Raw genomic sequence first — 18,575 nt, 5'->3', positions numbered from 1 at the left:
AGGCGCCGTCGCGGGTCCGCGGCGGCGCCTTCGTATTGCGCGGTGAATATCGCTCGGCTCAGTTCATCTTGGCCTTGCGGGCGTCGGCGATGACCTGCTCGAACTCGTTCATGCTGAGCACGCCGGGCACGCGGTATTTGCCGACGATGAAGGACGGCGTGCCGCGGAAACCGAAGGCTTCGGCCTGCTCGTTGTTGCGCTTGAGCACCGCGTCGATGTCCTTGGCGTGATCGGCGAGATCGCGCTTCAACCGATCCATGTCGACGCCGGCCGCCGCGAGCAGTTCGTTGATGCGCGGCTCCGTCAGGCGCGAGCTGACGCCCATCATGGCGTCATGGGCCTGGTGGTACCTGTCCTGGAATTTCGCCGCCAGCGCGGTCCGCGCCGCCGTGACCGAAACCGGACCGAGAATCGGCCAGTCCTTCATCACCAGCCGGACCTTGCCGTCGTCCTGGATGACCTGACGCAACTCGGGCTCGAGCTTGCGGCAATAGGGGCAGTTATAGTCGGACCATTCGATGATGCTGATATTCCCGTCGGGATTGCCGGCCACGGGAACGTCGGGATCGCGCAGCACCTTGGCTTCGGTCAGCACCTCGTCTTCGTCGGTTGCCGCCCGCGCCGCGGTGATCCCACCGGCGACAAGGGCGCCCGCTCCAATCAGCGTCAGCGCCGCGCGCCGCGTCGGCACAAGGCTCTTATTCCTGAATCCAGCCATATCTCGTTCCATTTCGGTCCCATTTCCGTGGATACGGTCCGAGACTGGGAATTGTTACAGGTCATATAGAGTGTCGCGGCGCCGATGTCATCGCCACGCTATGCCGGTATCGGGGCCGGCGCTTGGGAAGCGGCAACGCGGGGCAGCATTGCCATCAGCGTGCCGGTCATCGTGGCGATCAACGTGACCTTGCCCTCGTGCTCGGCAAACGCCCTGGCCTCGCAAAAGGTCAGCGTGCGGCCGGGCTTGACCACCTCTGCCTTGAAGACGAAACGCTCGCCCCGTGCCGGCGCGAGCAGCGTAGTCTTGAACTCGACGGTGAGGATATCGGCCTCGCGCGGCATCAGGGTGAAGGCGGCGACACCACAGGCATTGTCGAGGCCTGCGGTAATGATGCCGGCGTGGACAAAGCCGTTCTGCTGTGTGAGGGCCGGCGAATGCAGCATGGCTAATTCAGCCTCGCCCGGCGCAAGGCGGACGATCACGATACCGAGCGTGTGCATCGCCGGCTGGCCGTCGAACATGGCGATGGCAGCCGCGCGATAGCCCGGGTTCTTCGGCTCATATGCAGCCATGGCTCAGGCCTCCGCCTTCTCGGCGAGGTGCCTCAAGGCCACCTCGCGGATGGCATCCGTGAACGGCACCGATTTGCGCTGGCTCCGGTCCATGTGCACGCCCGTGATCTCGCAGAACGCGGCGATCTCGCCGGTCTCGGCATTGGTCATGTCGTGCCGGAAGCGGATCGATTTGTCGCGGATCTCAAGCAGATGGCTGCGGATCTCGACGATGTCGCCGGCGCGCAGCTCGCGCTTATAGGTGATGTTCTGCTGCACGGCGGCCATGCCGCGGCCGGAGCCGCGCAGATAGCTCGGCGTCAGCCCGAGGCGGGCGAACAGATTCCAGTTGGCCTCGTCGAATTTGCCGACATACCACATGATGTTCATATGGCCGACGTGATCGCACTGCCATGGATAGACCGTGCCGCGATAGGTCGCCTCCTGCTCCATCGCAATTCTCCCTGGCCTTTTCTGCCTTTGATTGTCGATACGGTAGCGTATCAACCTCCTCCCGCGTTAGCAATACGGCACCGTATCAAGAATCGGCGAGGCTGCCTGCATGAGTGACGGCAAAGGCGATGTCTGGGTCGAGGCAGGGCTCACCGAGCTCGCCCGATCGGGAGTCGAGGGGGTTCGGGTCGAGGTGCTCGCCAAGAATCTGGGCGTCACCAAGGGCGGCTTCTACCGCCGCTTCGCCGACCGTGCCGCACTGCTCGGTGCCATGCTGGAACGCTGGCGCGAGGGGCGCTCAACGGCGATCGCGCAGCAAACGAGTCTCGATGGCCAAGAGCCCCGTGAACGGCTGCGGGCGGTGATCCAGCTCTATTCGGAGCGGCTCAATCCGGACGGGATGGCAATCGAGCTTGCGATCCGGCAATGGGCTCGCTCGGACGAGGGCGCCGCGGCAGCGGTGGCGAACGTGGACGCCGCGCGGCTGAAGCACGTCGCCGAACTCTATCGCGCGACCGGCCTCGATACCGATGCAGCCGAAGCGCAGGCCTTCCTGTTCTACTGCTTCATCTTCGGCCAGAGCCTGCTGTTCGTCGAGCGCGGCCCGCGCAAGCGATCGCAGCTCGTGGCAAAATCGGCCGAGAAGCTCCTGGATTAAAGCAAGAGGCCGGAGCTTGGCTCCGGCCTCTGCGTCGTCTTGAAGCGTCAGGCGGCGCCCTTCAGCTTCTTGTTGCATTCGCTGTAATAGCCGCCGCCCTTCTCGATCCACTTCATGCCGCCATTGCCGTTGGTGGCCTTGTTGGCGTTGTACTGGTCGACGCAGGTGTGCAGGCGCCCCTTGCCGGGGGTCTCCTTGGCGTATTTCGGATCGACCGCGTTCGGATAGATCGCGGGGCCGGCCGGCAGGGTCGGGGCAGCAGCCGGGGCGGCCTCCTTCGCCTGCTTCGGCTCGGCGGGAGCGGCGGGCGCAGCAGGAGCGGCCGCGGTCGGCGCAGCCGCTGGCGTCGCGTCCGCGCCGCACTGGGCCTTGCGGAAGTCATTCCACTTCGTGGTGCCGAGCGACCCGTCCTTCTTGGCGGCCTGGTATTTCGCGCTGCACTCCTGCGAGGTCAGCGCCTGCGCCGGCGCACTTGCCACCAGCGCGGCAAAGCCCGACAGCGCAACTGCACATAGCAACTTTGATTGAATGGTCATCCTTGGTCTCCTCCTTGATCTTCCCCCGAGGGAAGTGAACCGAGGATTGCTATCCTAGCGTGCCGCCCGCCCGCGACAAGGAAGCGATGGCTGCTGCCGCCAAAATATAGTGATCCTCCACGTTCCAATTATTCATGTCGCGTTCAGCAACGCCAGCCGACTTTCGCGCCCTTCGCAATTCCCGCAAGAAGAGTGCAGCACCATGACCCTCACATCTCGCCTCGCCGTCGTCGCTCTCGCCTCCCTGCTCGCCACCGGCACCGCCTTCGCGCAGACCGCCGCGCCGGCAGCAAAGACCGACACCAAAACCACAACCGCCGCCCCCATGGACAAGAAGGCACCGAAGGAGCACTCGGCCGAGTCGCTCGAATGCTCCAAGCAGGCCGACGCCAAGGGCCTGCACGGCAAGGAGCGCAAGAAATTCCGCTCCGAATGCATCAAGACCGCCAAGGCCGGCATGGCCGCGCCGGCTGCGGAGAAGAAGTAAATCCTTCCCCCTGCTCGCGGCTTCGGCGAGAGGCGCGCGCATTGCGGTATGACGTGGCCGCAATTGTGCGCCTCTTGTTGATTTGCGATAAGGTGGTGTGAAGCAAATCACCGCCTCCCTGCCGTTCGAATGGCCGAGCCGTGCCAAGATGTTGAGCACGGTGGAAACGCTCGTCATTGGCACCGCCGGGGGCCTCGTGTTTCTGCTCGCGGGCCTTCCGGGGGGATTGATCTCGGGCTCCATGATCGCGGTAGGGATCGCCGCGATCGCCGGTCGCCAGCTGACGCTGCCGCCGATCCTGACCCAGACGGTGCTGGTGCTGCTCGGCATTTCGTTAGGATCAGTCGTCTCTCGCCACCTGCTTCAACAGGTCAGTGCCTATCCGCTCACCATCGGGCTGCTCGCGCTCGCGACCTTCTGCTCGACCTTCGGCTCCAGTTATTATCTCCAGCGCATTCACGGCTGGGACCGCACCTCGGCCTTCCTCGCCGGCAGCCCCGGCGCGATGTCGCAGATCACGATTTTGGCGGTCGAGCGCGGCGCCGACCTGCCGGGCATCGCGGTGGTGCAGACCATGCGCGTCATCATCCTCACCGCGGCCCTGCCGATGGTGCTGGCGTTCGCCGGCGTCGCGCCCTCCGTCGCGCCATCGCTGACGACGACGATCGCCTCGCCGCTCGACCTCGTCGAGCTGGTCGCGGCCTCGCTGGCCGCGGCACTCCTCCTGCGGCTGATCAGGTTTCCGGCGAGCTGGATGTTCGGTGCGATGATCGGCTCAAGCGTGCTGCATGGCGCCGGTTGGGTCGAGGGCGGCCTGCCGGACTGGGTACGCGGCGTGGCGCTGGTCGGCATCGGCGCCCTGATCGGCAGCCGCTTCGCGCGGATGAGGATCAAGACGCTCGCCGGCCACATCAACGCGGCACTGGGCTCGTTTGCCATCGCCATCGCCGTTTCCGCGATCTTCGTCGGCATCGTGGCGCTCACCACGCAGGTGAAATTCTCCGACGTCGTGGTCGCCTACGCACCGGGCGCGATGGACGCCATGCTGGCGCTGGCCCTGACGCTGCACATCGATCCGATCTTCGTCGGCGCACATCACCTCTCGCGCTTCGTCTTCGTGACGATCGCGACGCCGGGCATTGTGCACCTGTTCGGCCGGACGCAGGACGATGTGGATGATTGAGCCTCAGCGCTTCACCGTCGCAACGAATCCCCACGCGGCGATCGCAGCCATCAAGAGCGAGATCAGCACGTTGTAGCCGGCAAGCGAGAGGCCGAGGAAGCGCCACTGCACCTCGTCGCAGCGGACCACCTTCACGGTGTCGAGCCGCGACAGCAGGTCGGTGGCGCTGCCGAGATTGACGACGGGACCGGAGCAGTCGGTCGGTCCCTTCCAAAAGCCCCATTCGACGCCGGAATGATAGGTGCCGAGCCCGGCATTGGCGATGCTCGCGAGCGCAAGGATCGCCAGGCCCGCGAGCAGCAGCGGTCTCGGCGCACCGCCCCGCGCCGCGAGTGCGATGAGCAGGCCGAGCGGGATCACGAGGTAATAGGCGTAGCGCTGCTCCAGGCAGAGCGGACAGGGCACAATCCCGAGCACCAGCTGGAAGAACCAGGCGCCCGCGATGGTCGCGGCTGCCGTCAGCGCGACCGCGAGCGAAGCGGCCAGCGCAGGGGTCGTGGCCGCCGGTTTGAACGCAGGTATTGCGGCACTCTGGGTTGTCACGGCAGCCTCCTTTCGATGGGTCGCTTTCCAAGGCTGTAACCCCGGCTCATGCGGCTGTCGAGAACGGCCCGGATCACTTTGGCGCGGGTTGACCCCGCTTGGTCCATGGCTATAGTCCGCCGGCTTCGCGACGCCCGCCTAGGGCCGACCGAGGGCCCCTGTGGCGGAACTGGTAGACGCGCTCGACTCAAAATCGAGTTCCGCAAGGAGTGCTGGTTCGATTCCGGCCAGGGGCACCAACTAGGCTGTTCAAGCCCGTTCTAAATCGTCCGCAACCATCCGCAGTACTCCAAACCTGGCGTTGCTCGGTACGCGTCAGGCCCGACTTCCGGCTCGATCTTCAGATGGCCGAGATGTCCAGCTTCGAGCCATCGGTCAGACGCGACAGCCGGAACGGTGCGGGATCGACGCAAGGAGTGTCGTTGACGAGAAGCTGTGCGGCCAGATAGCCGAGGCCCGGGCCCAAACCGAAGCCGTGACCCGAGCAGCCCGCTGCGAGGACGAGGCCTTCCACCCGGTCCACCTTCGACACGACAGGCACTGCATCCGGCGTGCAATCGACGAAACCGCCCCAAGCGCTACCGATCTTTATTTCGCCGAGTTGGGGGAAGGTTTTCCGGACACTCGCCACCACTTGGCTCACCAGCCATTTCAAGGGCGGAGGATCCAGCACGCGATTCTGTTCGAAGATCCGATCGTCGTTGGTCAGCAGCGCCGTCATTGAATCCGGCCCCGAAACGAACGATTGGCCGACGCCAATCCTGACGTTCTTCAGGCGACGCAAGAACTGCGGCATGAATTCCCGGCTGTACCGGATAGCCTGGGGCGTGATTTCGAGGTTCGCCTTGCCGCTGATCGCAAGCGTATAGCTGCCGTCCAGTCGACGCGTGATCGTGCAGTAGGGTGTGGAGACCGCCTCGCCTATGTTGGTTGTCGGGGTGGAACGCAGCGCGGTCTGACGGATGCTCGCTTGGGGAAAACTGATCCCGAGCGGCCGAAGGAAGCGCGAGGACCAGGCGCCGGCGGCGCAAAGCACCGCGCTGGTTCTGATATAGCCCTTCTCCGTGTGCACGCCTGCAATCTTGCCATTGGCCAAGTCGAGCGCCCGCGCGGCGCATCCCTGGTGGATCGTGGCGCCCAGAATTCTGGCCCCTTCGGCGATAGCCGGCGCGGCGAGCGCAGGTTCGGCCTTGCCGTCCCGAGCCGAATAGGTCCCGCCGACCCATTTGTCGCGCGCTTCGGGGACGCGCTCGGCCACCTCCGCCCGGCTCAGCACGCGGGTGTCGACGTCGTACTCCCTGGCGACCTCGCGCCACCTTTCCCAGCCGGCGAGCACAGCCTCGTCGTGGGTCGCATAGACGAGTCCGCAGCGCCGAAATCCGAGGTCCCGATTGATATCGCGCGTGAGCTCGTCCCACAGCCGCATAGAGATCACCGAGAGTGGCAGTTCGCGGCGATCGCGGTTCTGCTGCCGGCACCAACCCCAGTTTCGGCTCGATTGTTCACAGGCGACGTGACCCTTCTCGAGGAGCGCCACAGAGAGGCCGCGCTTCGCCAGGTAATAGGCGGCCGTAGCGCCGAGGATACCGCCGCCGACTATAACGACATCGGCCTCGGCCGGGAGACGCTCATCGCTGTGAATGCGCTCGACATGGGGCGACATGTTCCAACGAACCTCGGCTGCCAAGAACGCGGAAGCAAAATTCCGATCAACCCTTCATCGCATCAGGCGCCCGATAGAATGTGCTGAAATCATCTAGGACTTCGCAAGATGTTCGGGTTTTTGAGCGCTTGAGCGATACGAGCTGCTCAAGCGCGATCGTCCCAGTTCGGCGCAACGGCGGCGCGACCTGCTTGTCCACGGAGACTGGACCGCTTTTCGATGCCCCAGCAAAATGGACCCAGACCGTCGCGATTGGCTCGGCGACACCGGGACGAGTGATGTCCTGAACCACGAGCGTCGATCAGGTACCAGCGCGGCGGCAAAGCCCATTTCGGCGCCCGAAGTCATCTTCCGCACTGTCTCGATCGTCTTCCAGACGCCGACATAGCCGGGTTTCATCACAAAGCTGTCGCCGGCGCGGAAAATGCGAGGCTCCTTGCCTTCCTCGGTCAGCTCCACCACGCCGGAAAGGATGTGGCAGTACTCGAAGGTCTCGCCCTTGATCGAGCGGTTCTTGCCAGGCGTGGCTTCCCAGACTCCGGTCTTCACCGAGTCGGCGCGGGAGGAGTCCTGCTCCCAGCTCCTGAGGTCATCGAGGCCGGACCGGCGAAGGCCGGTCGACGGCGTCAAGCGTTTGCTCCGATCGCAGGCAGACGGTCTAGCCTTCGAGGTCGTGAGCGGTGCCGGCATCCATGGATGTGCCGGGTTCGAGCAGCACGACCTCGCAGACGTCGTCCAGCGCGACAGGGCAATGCTCTACCCCATGCGGGACCACGATGAACTCGCCTTGCTCGATGATCTCGTCCCGATCACGAAACTTCATCAGCAGGCGGCCTTTGTGCACCAGGAAGAGTTCGTCACCGCTCCTGTGAAAGCGCCAGGCGAACTCGCCCGCGAACTTGGCGAGCTTGATCTGCATGTCGTTAATCTGACCCGCGATCTTCGGAGACCAAGTCTCCTTGAGCTGCCCGAACGAGCTGGCCAGGTTCTTCTTGTGGAGCGGCGAGAGATGCCGGTTCAGAGCGGCCACGTCACGGATGATGGCCCCAAGCTGGCGAGCGACGTCCTTGTCGTCGGCCGGATACTTGCCGTCCAACGCGGCCGTGCCGATAGTGAAGCCGGCGGCTCCTGCGTCCTTCAGGATGGCGATCCGCTCAGGCGTATCAATCGAGCCGGCCACGTAGACGGGCTTGGGCACCGCCGCGCACACCGCCTTGATGAGGGCCGGGACGTCTTCCTTGGAGCGATAGGCGAGCAGGTCGAGGCCATACACGCCCTCCCGCACGGCGAGCGCCTGGGCGCTCTCAACGATCTCCTCGATGCTCCCTTCGAGCACGCTCGGATGACCGGTGATGCGACCCGGGAAGGGGCAGTATTGAATGCCGGTGCCAGCAAGGATCGGCAACACGTCGTCAACATGTGTGCCGCCGAGCAAGACGTCGACGCCGATTTCAACCGCCGCTTTCGCCGAAACGATCTCACTTTGCCGGTCGAGTGAGACGACTTCGAGATAGGAGGTGGCGCCGTCTGCCTTGATGACCCGGTTGAGAACTTTGAGTCGATCAATCGGCAGGCCGATGTCCTTGAAACCGATGTGGCGAACGCCAAGCCTCAGGGCGGTCTTGAGTTGTTCAGAGGCGTCCCCGACGGTGCGATCGTTGCGCGTGAGCATGAAGATAAAGCGAAGGCCCATTAGACTACCCCCTCTTTGGTCTTAATTTGCGCGGCGACGAGCCTTCGCGCGTAAGCCAGCGCGGTCTCGAGACTGCCGGTGTCGGCGATGCCTCGGCCCGCAATGTCGAATGCCGTGCCGTGATCAGGGCTTGTACGGACGAACGGCAGGCCGAGCGTGATGTTCACACCCTTTTCGAGGCCGAGATATTTCACCGGAATCAGGCCCTGATCGTGATATTGGGCCACGACCACATCGAAGCGGCCCTTGCGGGCCTGCATGTAGACAGTGTCCCCGGGCCAGGGGCCACTGGCGTCGATGCCCTCGGCGCGGGCCGCTTCGATCGCAGGCCGGATGATCTGGATTTCTTCGTCGCCGAAGAGACCACCTTCGCCGGCATGGGGGTTGAGCCCTGCCACTGCAATGCGCGGCGCCGCGATCCCGAGGGCCTTGCCGCCCTCATTTGCGAGCCGGATCGCCGACATCTGGGCATCGAAATCCGCTTGGTCGATGGCTTTGCGCAGCGACATGTGGATGGTGACGAGAACCGTGCGGATATCATCGTTGGCCAGCATCATCGCAACGCGCTCCGCACCACCATAGTCGGCGAGGATTTCGGTGTGCCCGGGATAGCGAATGCCCGCGCTTGCCATCGCTTCCTTGTTGATCGGTGCGGTGACGATGCCGCTGACCTTGCCGGCCTTGGCTGCCGCGACGGCGGCGACGATGGCATCGAAGGAAGCTTGGCCGGACATGGCGCTGACGCTCCCGAGCGGAGGCGGCGCGATGATTTGCGTCGCCTCGACAACTTCGATGGACCGCGGCTCAGAGCGCGCCTCTTCAGGTCGGGCGATACGCCTGACCGTCAGCTCGAGACCCAGACGATGGACGATATTCTCCATCACGACGTAGCTGCCGAATACGACCGTGCCTTCGCCGGCTTTGGCCAATGTCTTCGCCACGATCTCCGGGCCGATGCCGGAGGCATCGCCCATTGTGACGGCGAGGGGAGCGGATTGGGTCATGATACAACCAGTTCTGATACCGAGGTGCCAAGGCGGAGCCGCGTGATCGCACGACGCAGCGTATCGTCGTCGCCAAAGCCGCCTGCCTTCATGGCGATCAGCAGCTCTCGTCCATCTCCGAGGGACGTGCGGCCAAGCGGAAAGCCTGGCTCGAGCTCTTGCAGGATCTCGAACTCATAAATGTCCAGGCCGTCCAGAATCGCCTCCATGGTGTCCCCGCCTGTGGCGATCACCATATCGAAACGCTCGTCGGCCAGCCGTCGAGCCGCATTTTGAGCAATGTCGCGCAGGACGGATCCGGGATCATTCATCCGTTCGATCGGAGCCTGCAGCAGAGCGATTCCAGGCTCCATTGCGATGCAGTCGGCCTGACGATGGTTGCGCGGATTGGCGCTGCCGATCGCAACAAGAATGTCGCCACTAACCGCGGCGGTCACGTCCGACGCAACCGCAAGCGGCGCAAGACGCTTCGCCAGGGCAAGGGCCATGCCCGGAGAGCCCACCCATAGGATCGACTCCGGATCCGGCAGGGCCGCAACTTGTTTGTCGAGATCGGCCTGTGTCGCAGCATCAAGGATGACGACGCTTCCGATGGAGGCCGGAACGAGCTCAGCCAGCCGAGAATGTCGCGCCGGATGGACGGGGTCGCGACCGTATTCGGTCTCCGTTACAGGAATGCCGTCCACAAGCTGAACGCCGTCGACGGTTGTACGCCCAGCGCCAGGGAACGCAGGTGCAAAGACCAGCATCTTGCGGCCGCTTACGGTGAAGGCCGCTTCCATCTCGGCCGTCACGTGCCCGCGAAGAGTCGAGTCGACGGTCTTGTAGAGGACAACCCGCGAAGCGAGTTGCTCGGCAAGTTCTGACTGCCGCCGCGCCGCTTGCGAAACCGGCACTGATCTAGATCCGCTATCAACGGCGACAATCGTGGCCTCCTGGTGCGGCAGCCGGCGTCGGCCGACAACGGCTCGCAAACCGCGCTCGACGAACGGACCGGCCCCATCGGCGGCGCTGGTCAGGTCGTCGGCTAGGATACCGATTGTGTATTCGCCATTGGTTCGCATGGATCAATTATGCTAAGCAAATTCAACATAAAAAGCGATATTTTTTGCGCTACATTGGTGATATGAGATCACCAATGAGGCGATCAGAAATACCTTCATTGGACGACTTGCGTGCGTTCGAGACCGCTGCGCGGCTGGGGTCGGTTCGGCTTGCCGCGAACAGCCTTGCCTTGACCCATGGGGCTGTGAGTCGCCGTATCACCAAACTGTCGGAAGACCTTGGCTTCAAACTCTTCGAAAAAAGCGGACGTGGCTTGAGTCTCACTGCCTCTGGAGAAGTGCTCAACCTCACACTCGGCCGTTTCTTCACCGAGCTGGCGACAACCGTTGAGAGCTTGCGTGCTGCCAACGCACAGCAGAACTCCCTCGTTCTCTCATGCGAGCCTTCAGTCGCTATGCGCTGGCTTATTCCACGGCTTGCAAGCTTTCAGGCCGTCCATCCCGACATCGCTCTACATCTGTCAGTCGCCGGCGGCCCCGTCGAGTTTCGCCGCGATCGGATCGATCTGGCTATACGTCGGCTCGACTTTGCGCTCCCAGAGGCGTGGCACGTCCGGCGCCTTTTTCCTGAAAGGGTAGGACCGGTCATGAGCCCTCAGCTCGCAGCGGTGTTTGCCTCAGGAAACTACATCGCCCTAGGTTCGAAGACTCGGGCGGACGCTTGGTCGCGATGGCTTTCCACCCACCCGTCGGTGCGGCGCCCCGCGGAGATACGCTTCTACGATCACCACTTCCTCATCGTCGAAGCAGCATTGGCGGGATTGGGCGTTGCCCTCAGCCCGCGGGTCCTTGCAACGGACGACGTAGATAGAGGGCGGCTCATCGCGCCTGCCGGTTTCGATCCGGACGAAAGCCACTATGGCCTCATCTGGGCGGGAGAAACTGAACTGTCTGGGAAAGCGAACTATCTTGCTTCATGGCTGCAGGAACAGTGCAATCTGATCTAATGATTCAACTTCGCGCTCCTCAAGGGCTCGGCGCTATCAGGCGTTGAACCCGACTTGAGAAGGTGTTCTGCGATTCGACGCGTGTGCGATCACCGCCGGAAACACTTTCGCGTCAGCGGAAGCCGATTCGCTTTCCGAGATGAATTTCATCGATAGAATCCGAGAACGGCCTTGGTCTCGAGATATTCTTCCATGCCCTCGCGGCCGTATTCCCTGCCGTTTCCGGAACGCTTGTATCCGCCAAAAGGTGCGTTCGGGTCCCAGTCGGGATAGTTGAGATGAACCTGACCAGACCGGATCTGCCCGGCGACCGCCTGCATCGTTTCAATATCCGTGCCCTGCACATGCGCGCCGAGGCCGTAGACCGTGTCGTTGGCAATCTCGACCGCCCCGTCGACCGTATCGTAGGGAATGATCGACAGCACCGGGCCGAAGATCTCCTCCTGCGCAATTCTCATGTCGCGATTGACGTTCGAGAAGATGGTCGGCCGCGCATAGAAGCCGACCTGAAGGTCGTTGGGCCGCCCCGGCCCGCCAATGACAAGCTTGGCGCCTTCCTCCAGGCCGATGCCGATCATGGCCTGGATACGCTCGAACTGCGGCGGGTTGGCGATCGGACCATGGGTCGTGCTTTCCGCAAGCGGATCGCCGACCACCAATTCAGAAGCGGCCGCCGCCGCCAGGATCTCGACCTTTGCCATCTGTGAGCGGGACACAAGCATACGCGTCGGTGCGCTGCAGGATTGGCCGAGATTGCGGAAGGCGGCGGCGACACCGAGCGGAACAGCCCGGCTCAAATCCGCATCCGGCAAGATGATGTTCGGTGACTTGCCGCCGAGCTCCTGTGCGACGCGCTTGACGGTGGGCGCCGCTGCTTGCGCGACGAGAACGCCTGCCCGCGTCGAGCCGGTGATCGAGATCATGTCGACTTGCGGATGCGACGCCAGACCGGTCCCCACGACTGGACCTGTCCCGTTGACGAGGTTGAAGACGCCGGGCGGACAGCCGGCATCGTCCATCACCTTGGCGAACAACAGGGCACTCAGCGGCGAAAGTTCGCTCGGCTTCAACACCACCGTGCAGCCAGCTGCCAGCGCCGGAGCGACCTTGGCCGTAATCTGGTAGAGGGGCCAATTCCAGGGGGTGATAAGACCACAGACGCCGATTGCCTCGCGCATAATCGCGGTGCTGCCGCGCGTGGCGATGAACGGATAGGTCGCGAGATTGTCACGCGCGACGCGGATATGTTCGGCAGCGAGCGGCACCTGGGCGCGGCGCGCGTAAGTGATGGCGGCCCCCATCTCGCACGTGATGGCCTGCGCAAACAGCTCCAGCCTATCGAGAAGCAAACCGTGAACCCGGTCGAGCAGCGCCGCCCGCTCGGCAGCCGGCTTACGGGACCAGCCGGTAAAGGCTTTTCTCGCGGCTACGACCGCGCAGTCTACATCCTCGTCATCGCCGAGCGCGATTTCTGCGACCGGCTGCTCGATCGCCGGATTGACGACGATCGCCGTCGCCAACCCTGTCGGCTTCCGCCATTCTCCGTCGATGTAAAATTTGCCGAGGAAGCCGGCTTCCGTCAGGTGTCGAACGGCCGAGGTCATTGGAAGCGATCCTTGATCCGGTAATAGACGCCGACCAGCGGAAGCTGGGCATGCGCAAATCGCCGCCCGATTCTGTTTCAGATCTACCAGCCGCGCATCCGCGGCCACTGAGCTTCGATTGCGTCACTTCCCGCCGAGATGACATTGTAAAGTTCGTGCTGTGACGCCGTCGCGCAGGCATGATTGGGCAGAATCCTGACCTTCGCGCCGATCGGGATATGCGGGAGGGCTGCAGCCGATCTGGACCTTATGGCGAGGATGCCGTGCTCCTGGCTCGCCTGCGCGACGATCAGATTCGGATAGAGTTGGCCGGACAGATCGCAGACGAGACCGTAACCTTGGTCGACCCGCTGCGCCGCGGTGCCGCGATCACGTGACAGTGCCATCCAGCCCGCATCGACCAAAATCCATCCCTTCTCCGGCTTCGTGCCGATGACGGTGGCGAGAACCGAGATCGCGATGTCGTCGGTCGTGCAGACACCGACGCCGTGCATCACCAGATCGAAGAACATGTAGACGCCGGCCCGCATCTCCGTGACGCCGGTCAGGCCTTCGGCGAAATGGGCGGTCGGCGTCGAACCGACACTTACGACCGGGCATTCATGCCCCGCCGCCCGCAATGTCTCCGCGGCCGCCACGGCCACGGCCCTTTCGTTCTCTGCGGCCGCGACGAGGGCATCGGACGAGCAAAGGCTGTAGGATTCGCCGGCATGGGTGAGAATGCCGGCGAGCGTGACGCCGGCCTCGGCCAGGGCCGCCGCGACGGCGATGAGCTTGGGATCGGTGGCGGTCAGCCCGCCGCGATGGCCGTCGCAGTCGATCTCGATGAAGGCGGAGGGCGTCACGCCGGCGGCACGCGCTGCCGTGCCCAACATCGCCGCCTGTTCAGGCGAATCGAGCAGCACCTTAAGGTCAACGCCGGCTTTGCGGAGACGCATCGCCCTTTCAGCGGTGTGCGGTGCCACGCCGACGGCATATGTCACGTCACGGAAACCGTACTGCGCGAAGTACTCAGCCTCCGCCAAGGTGGAGACCGTGATCGGCCCCGGCCCGGAGGGATAGGCGCGCTGGGCAACCTCGATGGATTTCGCGGTTTTCATATGGGGGCGCAGCACGACGCCAGCCGCGGCCATACGAGAGGACAGACGGGCGAGATTGCGATCCAGCCGGTCTTTGTCGAGCAGGAGGGCCGGCGTCGCCAGTGCGCCGACCGTCGCGGTTATCTCGCGTGGCGCGGCGTTCTGGCTATCCGTCCGGCGCATATCGGGGCGTTGCATCTCAAGGTCTCCTAGCCGAACGACTGGTTGGCGACCGCGAACGTGCGCGCCGGCCCGGTCCATGGCATCTGCGTCCCCAAGACCATGGTGGTGGCGTCGCTGACCTTCTGCAGGCCGATGTTTCCAAGCCAGTCACCGAGTTGCGAGGAGGCCGAGGTGTCGATCCGGACGAAAACACTCCCGAGGGGCGCGAGCGCGGCCTCGATCAATGCGCGCGCATCGGTCGGGCTTTCGGCGATCACAGGGCCGATGACATGCCCGCGGCCGAAGAGACGGGAAATGGCGTAGCCGCGGGGTATGCCGTCACGCAGCAGGACATAGCCGCAACCGACCTCGATCAGCCGGTTCAGCATCTCGCGCCTCATCCAGCCGGTGGCCTCGTGATCGAGACCGACTATGGCCTCGAAGTCCGACGGAACCATCGCTCTGACGTTTCCGACCGGCGGCATGTCGCGGCCCTGGCCAGGAACGCCATGATGCTGGTGCAGCATGCCGATGCTGGCGAAGCCGCGGCGTGCGTAAAGCGCAAGGCCTTCGGCGGTCGAATTCAGCGTGACGATTCGTGGTCGTGCCGCCGCGAGCAGCGCGTCCATCAGCCGGGCCCCGTACCCCCGTCCCTGAACGGCTTTCGAGACGATGACCATTCCGGCGGAAGCATGGGTGTCGCCGTAAGGCCACCACAGCGCGGTCCCCACCACAGCACCCGCACTCGTCACCACGAAACCGCGGCCAAGCTGCAGCGCAAATTCCCAATCCTTGAGCAGATACGGCCAAGACATCTCCTGCGAGAGCTTCAAGGCACCTTTCAGATGCGCTCTCGCGAAAGGGACTAGGGCCACGTCTTCAATCTCGCGTTCTCCGGCTTGGGTAGCTTCGGTTGCCATGATGCGTCGACGTCTCATGCTTGGGTTAGCGGACTAATCGTCAGTGCCTGACACGGCGAGGTCCATCTGACGATCTTCCCGCGAATTGCAGCGTATCTTGGCTGCGACAGCATTACGCGATCAGACTGACGCAGAGTTCGGCAGGGAATTGCATTGATGATACGGTAGAAGGGACGATGTGCTGTCAGTGTCTCGCCACGCCGCAGCGCGATCCCGTTCCGGCATCCCATGGCCCGGAACGATACCGGACATCAACCGCGGATTGCTCCGATAGCGCGCTCGAACGAACGCTGCGACCTCGTCGGGTGACAGCACCGTAAATACAGCCACGGCTGAAACACTCCTCGATCCGGAATCGGCCCTTCAGCAGGTTGCACCCTGCATGATGTCCGCAATGTAGTTCTTTACAGCTTGTGTATCCGGGGGAAGGACTTTGACTCGCCTCGGCAACCCTTCTAGTCCATCGAACCGTAGCGGACGATCTGGCTGCCGGCCTAACGCTTCCTTGATCGTCGTAGCGAATTTGATTGGCTGTGCAGTTTCGAGCACAAGCATCGGCGCCTCGGGGCTCGCATGCATGCGCCCGACCGTCACACCATCCGCAGTGTGAGGATCGATCATTGTGTGGTAGCGATCCCACGTGTCACGGATCGTCGCCAGTCGATCGGCATGGGTGCTCCTGCCGCTGCGGAATCCAAAACGCGCCGCCGCCGTTACGAAGCTGGGATCACCGCTGAGGTCAAACGAACCGCATTCCCGAAGTTGGTTCTCAAACAGCGATTTCGTCCGACGGGCGTCGCGACCGAGCAAGTCGAACACGAAACGCTCGAGATTTGACGCCTTGGAGATGTCCATGGAAGGACTCGATGTTTCAAGCGTGTCAGCTCGGCTTCTGACGCGATAAATGCCGCTGCGGAAAAACTCGTCGAGCACGTCGTTTTCGTTGGTCGCAAGGACGAGACGGGATATTGGAAGTCCCATCATGCGCGCAACATGACCAGCGCAGATGTTTCCGAAGTTTCCTGAAGGCACGGAAAAGTCAACGCCTGCTGACCTCCCTTCGGAGACTTGAAAATAGCCGGAGAAGTAATAGACGACCTGCGCGACCAGTCGGGCCCAGTTGATCGAATTCACCGCACCTATCTTATATCGTCGTTTGAATTCCAGATCGCTGGACACACATTTGACGATGTCTTGGCAGTCGTCGAACACGCCATCTATGGCGATGTTGTGGATGTTGTCGTCCTGCAGGCTGAACATCTGAGCTTGCTGAAAGGAGCTCATCCGTCCGAGGGGCGACATCATGAAGACCCGCACCCCTTTCTTGCCGCGCATTGCGTATTCCGCAGCGCTCCCGGTGTCGCCACTGGTCGCCCCAAGAATGTTCAATTCGTCGTGCCGCCGTGCCAGTTCGTACTCGAGCAGATTGCCGAGCAACTGCATGGCCACGTCCTTGAACGCCAGCGTAGGACCGTTCGACAATTCCTGGAGGTAAAGCCGCGTCTCCAGCTTTCGAAGCGGAACGATGTTCGAGGTTCCAAAGATCTCGGGCGTGTAGGTCTTTTCGCAGATTGCCTTCAGGTCAGCGGGCGGAATATCGCTGACGTAGAGCGACAGGACCTCGAAGGCCAGGCTGGGATAGGACAAGGCACGCCACGCATCCAATGTAGCGGCGTCCACACGCGGGTAGGTCTCAGGTACGTACAGCCCGCCATCCTCGGCGAGGCCTTCAAGCAATGTTTCGCAGAACTGTCTGCGACCTGAATGTCCGCGCGTGGATACGTAGTGCATCGATGCTCTTCTTTCGAGAGGCGGCAGTGCCGCCAGCTCCATGACCTGAGTTGTACCTTTGGGAATGCCCGATGGAGTTTCCAGCCGTCAGCGGCGGTCGCGCCACAGTGCAAAACGATCCTGCATCCGATATCCCCAGATCATGGCGGGCATGAACCAGGGATCGCCACGATAGAGCGGGATGGAGTCCGGCGGACGGAAGTCAAAGGCGGTGCGCGCCCGTTCGTGGTTTCCGATCAGCTTGTGGGCCGCGTGCATCCCGATCCAAGGCGCCCAGACGACGCCTGAACCGCAGAAGCCAGTGGCATAAACCACACCGTCCTCTTCGAAGATGCGCGGGAGCATGTCGCGATTCATCGCCACATTGCCGAACCAGCTGTGCGAAAGGCGAACATTCTCGAGTTCGGGGAAAAGGTTCACCAACCCCTTGCGCAGCAGGAGCTTTGGAGCCACCGGGTTACCGACACGAGAGCTGTCGCGCCCCCCTAACAGGATACGTTTGCCGTCGGGCGATGGGCGGTAATAGAACCCGACCTGGCGGTTCTCGGTCATCATCATGCGTTTGGGCATCAGCCGCTCCATGACGTCAGGTGCGAGCTCCTCGGTTGCAATGATCCGGCTGCGAACCGGGACCAGCCTGCGGCGCAGGAAGGGAACGGCGCTATCAGTATAGCCATTCGTGCAAACCAGCACCTGACGCGCCTGCACCGAACCGGCCGAGGTCACGATACGGAATCCGGAACCATCTCTCTCGATGGAGATGACGGGCGTATCCGCATGAACCGCGACGCCCGAAGCGAGCGCCACGCGAAGCAGTTCAGCGTGAAACTTCGCCGGTTGTAGCCCTCCGATATCCATCCGGACTGTTCCACCCCGGTAGACATCGGTGCCGATGTAGCTGTGCTGCTCGGCATAAGGTACGGCGTGAGACTCGATCCGCAGCCTCTTCGCTAATACTTCCGCGCTACGCGCCATCGTGTCGTACTGCTCATATCCGAACGCGCCCTTGAACTGCCCGACCAGCTGGAAATCGCAGGCAAGCCCCTCGGTCTTGATGAAATCGTAAAGGAACTCGCGGGCGATCTTGCCTTCCGCCTCGATTGCCAGCGCCTTGTCTGCGCCGAAGCGTCGGGAGATCGCGGCGTAATCCGGCCGTATGCTCGCGCTGGTTATTCCACCGTTGCGCGTCGAGGCTCCCTCGCCCGGACTCATCGCGTCAAAGGCCGCAACCGAGCGTCCCTCGCGCGCCAGCACCAGCCCGGCCGAAAGAGAGGCATAGCCAGCGCCCACGATCAGCACGTCAAGTTTCTTGGGAAGAGTCTGTTGAGGCAGCGACCTAAGTGGTGCGGCTTCCCACCAATAGGGCGTGTCCTTCTCTGCGGCTCTGGGCTCATGCATGTCGCTGACTTCTCGTGTGTTAAAAGTGGCCTTGGATTACTGACAAGACGGATTCTGATCAGCCAACGCGATGCTTGCGACGTCTACGCTATCAAGAGGTTCTGCTGGATAGCCTTCA

At 62.9% G+C, this 18,575-nt stretch carries 18 protein-coding genes, 1 tRNA gene and 1 pseudogene; 5 read left to right on the top strand and 15 right to left on the bottom strand.

The features are described 5' to 3' along the window. Window positions 1-58 precede the first annotated feature (58 nt). The 3 genes from RX329_RS04365 to RX329_RS04355 form a co-directional block, all read right to left on the bottom strand. Window positions 59-718: a DsbA family protein gene (locus RX329_RS04365; protein ID WP_085385482.1), complete on the bottom strand. Its 660-nt coding sequence runs from the start codon at window positions 716-718 to the stop codon at window positions 59-61. Between the two features lie 98 nt (window positions 719-816). Beyond that, window positions 817-1,293 carry a PaaI family thioesterase gene (locus RX329_RS04360; RefSeq protein WP_085361099.1) on the bottom strand — a complete coding sequence of 159 codons (477 nt, stop codon included), beginning with the start codon at window positions 1,291-1,293 and terminating at the stop codon, window positions 817-819. Between the two features lie 3 nt (window positions 1,294-1,296). Continuing rightward, the gene (locus tag RX329_RS04355; RefSeq protein ID WP_018453213.1) at window positions 1,297-1,725 is read right to left on the bottom strand and encodes an acyl-CoA thioesterase; all 429 of its coding nucleotides are present in this window, start codon (window positions 1,723-1,725) and stop codon (window positions 1,297-1,299) included. 109 nt (window positions 1,726-1,834) lie between these two features. Here RX329_RS04355 and RX329_RS04350 point away from each other — a divergent pair, with 109 nt between their 5' ends. Further along, window positions 1,835-2,383: a TetR/AcrR family transcriptional regulator gene (locus RX329_RS04350; protein ID WP_085361100.1), complete on the top strand. Its 549-nt coding sequence runs from the start codon at window positions 1,835-1,837 to the stop codon at window positions 2,381-2,383. Between the two features lie 47 nt (window positions 2,384-2,430). Here the strand turns inward: RX329_RS04350 and RX329_RS04345 are convergent, their stop codons facing one another. Then, window positions 2,431-2,919: a hypothetical protein gene (locus RX329_RS04345; protein WP_317245513.1), complete on the bottom strand. Its 489-nt coding sequence runs from the start codon at window positions 2,917-2,919 to the stop codon at window positions 2,431-2,433. A 202-nt stretch (window positions 2,920-3,121) separates the two neighbouring features. Between RX329_RS04345 and RX329_RS04340 the strand changes: the two genes are divergently transcribed. Together RX329_RS04340 and RX329_RS04335 are read left to right on the top strand one after the other, a co-directional pair. Then, window positions 3,122-3,406 carry a PsiF family protein gene (locus RX329_RS04340; protein WP_018453210.1) on the top strand — a complete coding sequence of 95 codons (285 nt, stop codon included), beginning with the start codon at window positions 3,122-3,124 and terminating at the stop codon, window positions 3,404-3,406. 97 nt (window positions 3,407-3,503) lie between these two features. Further along, window positions 3,504-4,589, top strand: coding sequence for an AbrB family transcriptional regulator (locus tag RX329_RS04335; RefSeq protein ID WP_085361102.1), 1,086 nt, complete (start codon window positions 3,504-3,506; stop codon window positions 4,587-4,589). Window positions 4,590-4,592: 3 nt separating this feature from the next. Here the strand turns inward: RX329_RS04335 and RX329_RS04330 are convergent, their stop codons facing one another. Beyond that, the gene (locus RX329_RS04330; RefSeq protein ID WP_018453208.1) at window positions 4,593-5,132 is read right to left on the bottom strand and encodes a disulfide bond formation protein B; all 540 of its coding nucleotides are present in this window, start codon (window positions 5,130-5,132) and stop codon (window positions 4,593-4,595) included. A 154-nt stretch (window positions 5,133-5,286) separates the two neighbouring features. Here RX329_RS04330 and RX329_RS04325 point away from each other — a divergent pair. After that, window positions 5,287-5,371, top strand: a tRNA-Leu gene (locus RX329_RS04325). A 101-nt stretch (window positions 5,372-5,472) separates the two neighbouring features. On the opposite strand, the gene RX329_RS04320 is transcribed toward RX329_RS04325, so the two are convergent. From RX329_RS04320 to RX329_RS04300, 5 genes and pseudogenes are all read right to left on the bottom strand, one after another. Next, window positions 5,473-6,795, bottom strand: a complete 1,323-nt coding sequence (locus RX329_RS04320; RefSeq protein WP_085350768.1) for an NAD(P)/FAD-dependent oxidoreductase — start codon at window positions 6,793-6,795, stop codon at window positions 5,473-5,475. Window positions 6,796-7,140: 345 nt separating this feature from the next. Next, a pseudogene (locus RX329_RS04315) lies at window positions 7,141-7,485 on the bottom strand (cupin domain-containing protein); the annotation flags it as partial. Continuing rightward, window positions 7,454-8,488, bottom strand: a complete 1,035-nt coding sequence (locus tag RX329_RS04310) for a cupin domain-containing protein (RefSeq protein WP_085350769.1) — start codon at window positions 8,486-8,488, stop codon at window positions 7,454-7,456. The gene RX329_RS04310 and the pseudogene RX329_RS04315, both read right to left, overlap by 32 nt. Beyond that, entirely contained in the window at window positions 8,488-9,492 is a 1,005-nt protein-coding gene (pdxA, locus tag RX329_RS04305; protein ID WP_026232485.1) for a 4-hydroxythreonine-4-phosphate dehydrogenase PdxA, read from the bottom strand. Before pdxA ends, RX329_RS04310 begins: the two co-directional genes overlap by 1 nt. After that, on the bottom strand, window positions 9,489-10,556 hold the full coding sequence (locus RX329_RS04300; protein WP_085350770.1) for a four-carbon acid sugar kinase family protein: 1,068 nt from the start codon (window positions 10,554-10,556) through the stop codon (window positions 9,489-9,491). The genes pdxA and RX329_RS04300 overlap by 4 nt, the downstream gene beginning before the upstream one ends. Window positions 10,557-10,630: 74 nt before the next feature. On the opposite strand from RX329_RS04300, the gene RX329_RS04295 reads away from it, so the two are divergent. Beyond that, window positions 10,631-11,503: a LysR family transcriptional regulator gene (locus tag RX329_RS04295; protein WP_026232483.1), complete on the top strand. Its 873-nt coding sequence runs from the start codon at window positions 10,631-10,633 to the stop codon at window positions 11,501-11,503. Window positions 11,504-11,649: 146 nt separating this feature from the next. On the opposite strand, the gene RX329_RS04290 is transcribed toward RX329_RS04295, so the two are convergent. The 5 genes from RX329_RS04290 to RX329_RS04270 form a co-directional block, all read right to left on the bottom strand. After that, window positions 11,650-13,107 (bottom strand): aldehyde dehydrogenase family protein, encoded by a 1,458-nt coding sequence (locus RX329_RS04290; RefSeq protein WP_085361103.1) that lies wholly within the window; start codon window positions 13,105-13,107, stop codon window positions 11,650-11,652. An 83-nt stretch (window positions 13,108-13,190) separates the two neighbouring features. Then, window positions 13,191-14,384 (bottom strand): alanine racemase, encoded by a 1,194-nt coding sequence (locus RX329_RS04285; RefSeq protein ID WP_198293338.1) that lies wholly within the window; start codon window positions 14,382-14,384, stop codon window positions 13,191-13,193. Window positions 14,385-14,395: 11 nt separating this feature from the next. After that, window positions 14,396-15,181 carry a GNAT family N-acetyltransferase gene (locus RX329_RS04280; RefSeq protein ID WP_018453197.1) on the bottom strand — a complete coding sequence of 262 codons (786 nt, stop codon included), beginning with the start codon at window positions 15,179-15,181 and terminating at the stop codon, window positions 14,396-14,398. Between the two features lie 450 nt (window positions 15,182-15,631). After that, window positions 15,632-17,059: a threonine synthase gene (gene thrC, locus RX329_RS04275; protein WP_085350828.1), complete on the bottom strand. Its 1,428-nt coding sequence runs from the start codon at window positions 17,057-17,059 to the stop codon at window positions 15,632-15,634. Window positions 17,060-17,146: 87 nt separating this feature from the next. After that, entirely contained in the window at window positions 17,147-18,457 is a 1,311-nt protein-coding gene (locus RX329_RS04270) for an NAD(P)/FAD-dependent oxidoreductase (protein WP_085350773.1), read from the bottom strand. Window positions 18,458-18,575: the final 118 nt, after the last annotated feature.

The organism is Bradyrhizobium sp. BWC-3-1, from assembly GCF_032917965.1.
Lineage (GTDB): Bacteria > Pseudomonadota > Alphaproteobacteria > Rhizobiales > Xanthobacteraceae > Bradyrhizobium > Bradyrhizobium canariense_D.
This window is presented reverse-complemented; position numbering and strand designations above follow the sequence as displayed.